This window comes from Sporosarcina sp. ACRSL, from assembly GCF_022346605.1.
Classification (GTDB): domain Bacteria; phylum Bacillota; class Bacilli; order Bacillales_A; family Planococcaceae; genus Sporosarcina.
The window spans coordinates 1-926 of record NZ_JAKRNT010000033.1; the positions used below are offsets into that span (position 1 = coordinate 1).

The window sequence follows — 926 nt, forward strand, 5'->3', positions numbered from 1 at the left end:
CCGGCATGGAGACATGTCTTTCCCTTCGGGGACAGCGGTGACAGGTGGTGCATGGTTGTCGTCAGCTCGTGTCGTGAGATGTTGGGTTAAGTCCCGCAACGAGCGCAACCCTTGATCTTAGTTGCCAGCATTCAGTTGGGCACTCTAAGGTGACTGCCGGTGACAAACCGGAGGAAGGTGGGGATGACGTCAAATCATCATGCCCCTTATGACCTGGGCTACACACGTGCTACAATGGACGGTACAAAGGGCTGCAAACCCGCGAGGGGGAGCCAATCCCATAAAACCGTTCCCAGTTCGGATTGCAGGCTGCAACTCGCCTGCATGAAGCCGGAATCGCTAGTAATCGTGGATCAGCATGCCACGGTGAATACGTTCCCGGGTCTTGTACACACCGCCCGTCACACCACGAGAGTTTGTAACACCCGAAGTCGGTGGGGTAACCCTTACGGGAGCCAGCCGCCGAAGGTGGGACAGATGATTGGGGTGAAGTCGTAACAAGGTAGCCGTATCGGAAGGTGCGGCTGGATCACCTCCTTTCTAAGGATAATTACGGAATATGAACCTCTGGTTCATACGTTGACGTTTTGCGTTCAGTTTTGAAGGTTCATCTTCTGATGACTTTCAAAACTTGTTCTTTGAAAACTGGATAAAACGACATTGAAGCAACAAAACATCAAGTAATCAACCGAGTCGATCACTTAGTGATTGAACAATACTTTTTTAACGTTTACTGTGCATATCGCTATGCATCAGTAAACACCCGAGGATTGCGAGAAGCCAACGGCTGATCGAAATCCGTATAAAGGTTAAGTTAGAAAGGGCGCACGGCGGATGCCTTGGCACTAGGAGCCTATGAAGGACGGCACTAACACCGATATGCTTCGGGGAGCTGTAAGTAAGCTGTGATCCGAAGATTTCCGAAT

General features: G+C 50.5%; 2 rRNA genes. Both read left to right on the forward strand.

From position 1 onward, the window contains the following. A 16S ribosomal RNA gene (locus MHZ92_RS21270) occupies positions 1–540 on the forward strand; the annotation flags it as partial. 267 nt (positions 541–807) lie between these two features. Beyond that, positions 808–926: ribosomal RNA gene (locus MHZ92_RS21275) — 23S ribosomal RNA — on the forward strand; the annotation flags it as partial.